This window comes from Sphingobacterium sp. UBA6645 (assembly GCF_002455685.1).
Lineage (GTDB): Bacteria > Bacteroidota > Bacteroidia > Sphingobacteriales > Sphingobacteriaceae > Sphingobacterium > Sphingobacterium hotanense.
The window spans coordinates 341-7,139 of sequence record NZ_DKLH01000073.1; the positions used below are offsets into that span (position 1 = coordinate 341).

Consider the following 6,799-nt stretch of genomic DNA (forward strand, 5'->3'; position numbering starts at 1 on the left):
CCCAAGAATTCAGCTTGATCCTGATTTAGTTCTAAGTTGTTGAACGAGAAATTTAATCCCTCATAGGGCGTGTTTAATAAGACGCGCATGGTTCCGTCGGGGAAAGGGATTCGACAGTCTTCCTGAAGCAAATCTTTCACAATTCTTCGGAACGCAATAAATTCGTCGGCGGAGAAGTTTATATGGAGATTGTTAAAGCAGAGGTGGATCAAATTGGAGCCATCAGGCATACTAATAAATCCTAGTTCGTTTCGGGCAAGTATAGTTGGTCTGTTGCAGGCCATAGAGTTTTCGAATTTATATCTTGAGGATTCTTCTTGTGCCTGGTTTACCCGCATACCTATCTTATGCGGGTAAACAGGACTTTGTATGAAAATGAAGTTTTTCGTCCTTCGTGGATATAAATATACAGCTTATTTAGAATCATTATAAATAAATTAGCTACCGAATCTATTTATGACATTTCGATTATATTTTGCCGAAGTAGCTGTAATTTCTTGTCCTACCTGTAGAACGCTGCGATCGTCCTAATAGTATTTGGTTTTAAAATTTGTCTGACCTGCGAAAAATAGAGCGAATGTTTACAACGATTTAATGCGAATATTCCTGAATCCTACAGAATCGGTATGGTTCTGAAATGCAATTTTTCCTTTTTTGAACGTGTTGAACGCAGGGTAATTTTTCATGTTGCTTTTCGCGATTTTCTCCGAGAAAGCAGGGCTGTTGATATCATCTTGAAAGGTTAGTTTATCATTGAGCCAAAAGCTTACAATACCCTTGTTCTGGATAATTTTGGCTGTGTTCCATTCGCCATAGGGTTTAGGCTTTGAGTTTTGTGAATTGCATGCAACGCTATACAGGCATCCGGCCCAATGCGTAGAGTCGATTTGATGTCGATGTTCAGCATTTGCATTATCTAAAAGCTGCATTTCTAATCCTGTCGCAAAGGTAGCAGCATATGCTGTATCTTCTTTCACATTGATGAACACACCGCTGTTGCCGCCTTTTTTCACCCACCAGTCGAAGCTGAGTTCGAAATTTTCAAATTCTTGATCGGTCACAAGGTCCCCAAAGATACCCTCAGATTTTGGGTCGCATAGGATAGTGCCATCACTGACCTTCCATTTGGAGTTTGTTTTTGCTTGATTGTAAATATGGAAGCCGTCTAAGTTTTTACCGTTGAATATGTGCTCTTCATTTTTGGGATTCGTGCAAGCGGAAATAACCAATAATAGTGCGGGTATGCTTAAAAGTTTGTACATAGGAATTGTTGATGTGATACTGCGAATTCTAAAATAGGCAATTACATCAACAATAGAAAGACGTATTAGAATTGATTTAGAACTTGGCTATTTCTTCCATCTGTTCATCAATGAATTTTAACGTGAGGGGATCATTAATGTTTCCCTCTTCATTCAACTCGTTTTGAACTAGGGGAATATGTATTTTCAAAGGAAGCACATGCATTCTTAAGTAGTTGCATACCCCTGTAAAATGGTCTACACCTCGAATATTGCCGTATTTTCCGGTGGAGAGCCCTACAAGTACTGCTTTTTTATGATAAAATGAACTTGGAAATGAACAGGCATCCACGAATAGTTTTAATATACCTGGATAGCTTCCGTTGTATTCGGGGATAATGAAAATGAATTTACGTGCTGCAGAGACTTTTTCCTGAATCGAAGCGAATTCTTCGCTGCGTTGGCCATAGAGATCTGTTACAGAAAGATTATCTGGGAGGTCTTCTAACGACAGGATTTCGAACTCTTCACCACGTCGCTCAAGCTCTTGTTGATAGAATTTTGCGACTCTTAAGGAGTTAGAACGTTTGCGGTTTGTACCAGAGATAATTAAATTCATTGTTTATATGTTACTTATAAAAAGCATGTTAGATGGTTGTCGATACCTAATTCAATTTTTTGTATCTTAGCATCCTGAGTATACTGTGCATGAGAATAGCTTCAAAATTAAGAAATTTAACATCATTTAAGTGTCTTATATCACAAAGGTATGTTAATTTGCAGATTGAAACTTGCAACGGCACAGTAGACGAAGTTTCAAAATCTGAGGAATCATCATGGGAAAAATTATTGCCATAGCCAATCAAAAAGGAGGAGTCGGGAAAACCACTACCTCTATCAATCTTGCAGCGAGCTTATCCGTTTTAGAATATAAAACACTTCTAGTTGATGCAGATCCACAAGCGAATTCTACTTCTGGTATTGGTTTCGATCCTCGTGCAATTAAAGCTAGTATTTACGAATGTTTGGTTAATGATTTAGACCCTAGAGAGGCTATTCAACATACAGATACTCCAAATTTAGATTTATTACCAGCTCACATAGACTTGGTAGGTGCCGAGATTGAAATGATCAATTTAGAAGAGCGCGAGTTTAAAATGAAGCGTATCTTGGATGAGGTGAAAGATGACTATGACTTTATCATCATCGATTGTTCACCATCCTTAGGGCTTATTACAATTAATGCATTAACAGCTTCAAATTCGGTAATTATCCCGGTTCAATGTGAATACTTCGCATTAGAAGGTTTAGGGAAATTATTAAATACAATCAAAATTGTACAAAATAGATTGAATACCGCGTTAGAAATCGAAGGTATATTATTGACGATGTATGACGTTCGTTTAAGATTATCAAATCAGGTGGTAGAAGAAGTGAGAACACATTTCCACGACTTAGTATTTGATACAATTATCCAACGCAATACGCGTCTGAGCGAAGCGCCAAGCTTCGGTATATCCGTGATTATGCACGATGCCTCATGTAAAGGAGCTATCAACTACCTGAATCTAGCACGTGAGATTTTAGAGAAGAACGGATTGTTAAAAGAAAATACGCAAACAGTAACAGTATAGTATGGCAGCACAACAGCGTAAAACGGGTTTGGGTAAGGGATTAGGTGCTTTATTACAGCAAGAAAATATTGGAGTCGGAAATACTTCAGGAAATAATACATCTGCTCCTAAAACACCAAGCGCTCCTGCGGGCAGTATCAATTTTATTCAAATAGCCCAAATCGCAATAAATCCTTTTCAACCGCGAACTGATTTTGATGAGCAAGCATTACGTGAGCTTTCAGAGTCAATCGAAGTTCAGGGCTTAATTCAGCCTATTACCGTTCGCCAAGTAGGGAAAAACGAGTATCAACTTATCTCTGGTGAGCGTAGGTTAAGAGCTTCGAAAATGGCAGGTATCACCGAGATCCCTGCATATGTTCGTACCGCCAATGACCAGCAGATGTTGGAAATGGCGTTGATTGAGAACATTCAGCGTGAAAATTTAAATGCAATCGAGATTGCGTTGAGTTTCCAACGTATGATCGAAGAGTGTAGTTTAAAACAAGAAGAGCTTGGCGATCGTGTTTCTAAGAACAGATCTACAGTAACCAACTATCTTCGCCTCTTAAAATTGCCGCCGGTAATTCAAGCCTCTATTCGCGATGGCGATTTATCAATGGGACATGCTCGGGCTTTAATCAATGTCGGGGAAGTTGACAAGCAATTATTTGTGTTCCAAGAGATCCTGGAAAAAGGGCTTTCTGTTCGTAAAACAGAGCAGTTAGTTCGTGAAATCCAGCAGGCTGATGAGAAAAGACGACGCAAGCCGAAGAAGACAGATCAACTAGACTTTCAATACCAAAAAATTGAAGATGATTTAGCGTCTAAATTCGCCACCCGTGTGAAACTGGATCTAAAAGCTACCAAAGGAAAAGGCTCAATTGTCATCCCTTTTTCTTCTGAAGATGATTTAAGCCGAATTTTAGAATTACTAGATTGGTAATGAGATTTACATTGCTACTTGCTTTTCTATTTTTCTTTACTCTTAGCATTGCGCAAGTAAAGGACACCATTCCTGAAACGAATAAAACAGTGAAACTTCGGGATTCGGTGGATATGAAAGCCATCCAAGACTCCGCAAAGATCAAGGAAGCACAAGATACGACCAAAAAGGAGTCTCGTGCTGAGCGGAAGGCTCGTGAAAAAGCAGAGAAGGAAAGAGCAAAGTACTACTACAAGAATATCAAAAAAGACTCTGCTAGGTTAGAGATTGAACACTTATCCCGCGTTGCATGGAAACGTTCGATGATTCTTCCTGGTTGGGGTCAATATACAAATAAGGGGTTATGGTGGATCAAAGTCCCTATAATCTACGGAGGCTTTGTAACCTCCTATGTCGTATTCGATTACTGGCAGTGGTATTATAAGGAGTTTCTTGCAGAATTAAAATATAGACAAGAGTTCGGAACCGGAACTGATACTCCGCTCGGACGATGGGATGAGGCAGGATTAATCAAGCAGAAAGATTATACGCGAAGGAACCGTGATTTAACCATCTTAGTGACGGTTGGGTGGTATGGTCTTAATATTGTTGAAGCTTACGTTGATTCGATGTTAAAGAATAGATGGAATGTAAGCAATGACTTGAGCTTAAAGATATCTCCGACCTTCTTGCCAACATACGCTTCCATGCCTGGTATGGGAATGGGGCCAATGAACGGAAGAAGCTTGCTGACACCGGGAATGAAAATGACATTTACCATCAAATAACAAATTAACCAATTAACCACATATGAAAATTGTTTTATTGGGATACGGCAAAATGGGACAGTTGATTGAGCGCTTTGCAATGAAACGCGGTCATGAAGTTGTTCTTATCGTCGATGAAAGAAATAGAGACAGCATTGAAATCGAAGACCTGCAAGATGCGGATCTAGCAATCGATTTCAGCACTCCGCATGCAGCATTAGAGAATATCAGTCTTTGTTTTGAGGCCAATTTACCCTTGGTTGTAGGAACTACCGGTTGGTATGACCATTTAGATGAAGTTCGTGAAACTTGTATTGAAGCTGATCAGGCTTTATTGTACGGCTCCAACTTTAGCATAGGCGTTAATATATTCTTTCATATTAACAAGATGCTTGCGAAGGCGATCAATCCTTATAAGCAATATGATGTTCAGGTGGAGGAGATACACCATATCCATAAACTGGACGCTCCAAGTGGAACGGCAATTACTATCGCCGAGGGAATCTTAGAGAATACTGATACTAAGAAGAATTGGGTAAATTCGGTTGAAGGCTCAGGAGAAGAGGTTATTCCGAAGCCAGATGAACTGTTGATTGAGAGCTTGCGTATTGAGGAAGTTCCCGGAACACATACGGTTTTATACAGCTCAGAGGTTGATCAGATAGAATTTAAGCATACAGCACATAGCCGCGAAGGCTTTGCATTGGGCGCGGTTATTGCAGCCGAATGGCTTTTAGGAAAGAAGGGGTTTTTTCAGGTAACTGAAATGTTTGATTTTAATAATTAGAAATATATGTGGTATATCATTTTTGCCATAGCAACAATCGGAGCACTTTATGGGCTTTGGTTGTTATATAGAAAAGCTGGAAAACAAGGTTGGGAAGCCGTAGTGCCGATTTATGGTCAATACGTAATGGCGCAGCTCGTGGGTCGTCCGACCTGGTGGGTGATATGGTTATTCGTCCCGATAGTCAATATCTTCATCTTCTACGATCTATACTTGAACTTCATTAAGGCATTCGGAAAGCGTCGCTTTTGGGAAAATGCCGCGGCAGTGTTAGTTCCTTTTATCGTACTTCCGATGTGGGGAAAAGATCCTAACGTCAAGTATTTAGGTCTATCTACAAGCGACGAGTTCAAAGAAAAATATCCATATAAGAAATCAACCGGACGTGAGTGGGCTGATGCCATCATATTCGCGACGGTAGCAGCTTCTTTGATTCGCGGCTTTTTAATTGAAGCCTATATGATTCCGACAGGCTCCATGGAACGTAGTTTACTAGTGGGCGATTTCTTGTTCGTTAGTAAATTAAATTACGGACCTCGCGTCCCAATGACACCTTTGGCTTTTCCATTTGCACATCATACGATGCCGGTTACTGGTGGTAAAGCATATTCAGAACTTATTAAAGTGCCTTATAAACGTCTTCCGGGTTTCCAAGACATCAAACGTTATGATGTTGTGGTATTCAACTTCCCTGAGGAAATTGAAAGACCGATCGACAAGCGTGAGAATTATATCAAACGCTGTGTTGGTCTGCCGGGCGATGTAGTCTCTATGGAGCGCGCAAGACTTTTTGTCAATGGTGAGCCTGCATTTACTGATCCCGACTTTCAAACGAATTATATTGTAGAAACTGAGCCGAACGGCTTAAATATGCAACGCCTTTTAGATATGCGTATTGAAGTCGATCAAGTAAATACAGAGCCAAGGATGGGATTTTACGTACTGCACATGACGAAAGAAGAGGCTGATCAAGTGAAGTCTTGGGAAAGCGTGAAAAGCTTTAGAGAGCAAATCTTCGAGCCTCAGGATGCTAGTCCCGGCGCTTCTGCCTTTCCGCATTATAAAGGCGGTGTCGTTTGGAATTATGATAACTTCGGACCTATTCACGTTCCTGCGAAAGGATGGACTGTAAAGCTGGATAGTTTGACTGTTCCTTTATATGAAAAAGCAATTCAGATTCACGAGGGCAACACCTTCGAACAACGTGGCGATGGATATTATATCAACAACGTGAAAGCCGATTCTTATACCTTTAAGATGAATTACTTTTGGATGATGGGAGATAACAGGCATAACTCGTTAGATTCTAGAGGATGGGGATTTGTGCCAGAAGATCACATCGTAGGTAAAGCATTATTTACATGGATGAGCTGGGATAAAGACGGAACATTCTTATCCAAAGTCAGATGGAATAGAATTTTTAAAGGTATTGAATAATACCAAAGCATAAAAAAGAGGGCGCTATT

The 6,799-nt window shown here is 40.1% G+C and carries 8 protein-coding genes; 5 read left to right on the forward strand and 3 right to left on the reverse strand.

Features of this window, described 5'->3' with window-relative positions:
* The 3 genes from B2400_RS13080 to B2400_RS13090 form a co-directional block, all read right to left on the reverse strand.
* The coding region (locus tag B2400_RS13080) for a DUF6686 family protein (RefSeq protein ID WP_293934048.1) at positions 1-338 on the reverse strand (338 nt) is incomplete at its 3' end.
* A 243-nt stretch (positions 339-581) separates the two neighbouring features.
* Complete coding sequence (locus tag B2400_RS13085) at positions 582-1,262, reverse strand: 3-keto-disaccharide hydrolase (protein ID WP_293934050.1); 681 nt, start codon at positions 1,260-1,262, stop codon at positions 582-584.
* Positions 1,263-1,338: 76 nt separating this feature from the next.
* Positions 1,339-1,860, reverse strand: a complete 522-nt coding sequence (locus B2400_RS13090) for an NADPH-dependent FMN reductase (protein WP_149527285.1) — start codon at positions 1,858-1,860, stop codon at positions 1,339-1,341.
* A 217-nt stretch (positions 1,861-2,077) separates the two neighbouring features.
* Here B2400_RS13090 and B2400_RS13095 point away from each other — a divergent pair, with 217 nt between their 5' ends.
* The 5 genes from B2400_RS13095 to lepB are packed head-to-tail and all read left to right on the forward strand — an operon-like array spanning position 2,078 to position 6,770.
* Positions 2,078-2,875 (forward strand): ParA family protein, encoded by a 798-nt coding sequence (locus B2400_RS13095; protein WP_149527284.1) that lies wholly within the window; start codon positions 2,078-2,080, stop codon positions 2,873-2,875.
* A 1-nt stretch (position 2,876) separates the two neighbouring features.
* Positions 2,877-3,800: a ParB/RepB/Spo0J family partition protein gene (locus B2400_RS13100; RefSeq protein ID WP_149527283.1), complete on the forward strand. Its 924-nt coding sequence runs from the start codon at positions 2,877-2,879 to the stop codon at positions 3,798-3,800.
* Positions 3,800-4,567 (forward strand): DUF5683 domain-containing protein, encoded by a 768-nt coding sequence (locus tag B2400_RS13105; RefSeq protein ID WP_293934053.1) that lies wholly within the window; start codon positions 3,800-3,802, stop codon positions 4,565-4,567. The genes B2400_RS13100 and B2400_RS13105 overlap by 1 nt, the downstream gene beginning before the upstream one ends.
* 22 nt (positions 4,568-4,589) lie before the next feature.
* On the forward strand, positions 4,590-5,333 hold the full coding sequence (dapB, locus tag B2400_RS13110; protein WP_293934055.1) for a 4-hydroxy-tetrahydrodipicolinate reductase: 744 nt from the start codon (positions 4,590-4,592) through the stop codon (positions 5,331-5,333).
* A gap of 6 nt (positions 5,334-5,339) precedes the next feature.
* On the forward strand, positions 5,340-6,770 hold the full coding sequence (gene lepB / locus B2400_RS13115) for a signal peptidase I (protein ID WP_293934058.1): 1,431 nt from the start codon (positions 5,340-5,342) through the stop codon (positions 6,768-6,770).
* Positions 6,771-6,799: the final 29 nt, after the last annotated feature.

Coding starts and splice junctions, on each gene's coding strand:
- B2400_RS13085 (WP_293934050.1), bottom strand. CDS start 1,262: ATGTACAAACTTTTAAGCATACCCGCACTATTATTGGTTATTTCCGCT.
- B2400_RS13090 (WP_149527285.1), bottom strand. CDS start 1,860: ATGAATTTAATTATCTCTGGTACAAACCGCAAACGTTCTAACTCCTTA.
- B2400_RS13095 (WP_149527284.1), top strand. CDS start 2,078: ATGGGAAAAATTATTGCCATAGCCAATCAAAAAGGAGGAGTCGGGAAA.
- B2400_RS13100 (WP_149527283.1), top strand. CDS start 2,877: ATGGCAGCACAACAGCGTAAAACGGGTTTGGGTAAGGGATTAGGTGCT.
- B2400_RS13105 (WP_293934053.1), top strand. CDS start 3,800: ATGAGATTTACATTGCTACTTGCTTTTCTATTTTTCTTTACTCTTAGC.
- dapB (WP_293934055.1), top strand. CDS start 4,590: ATGAAAATTGTTTTATTGGGATACGGCAAAATGGGACAGTTGATTGAG.
- lepB (WP_293934058.1), top strand. CDS start 5,340: ATGTGGTATATCATTTTTGCCATAGCAACAATCGGAGCACTTTATGGG.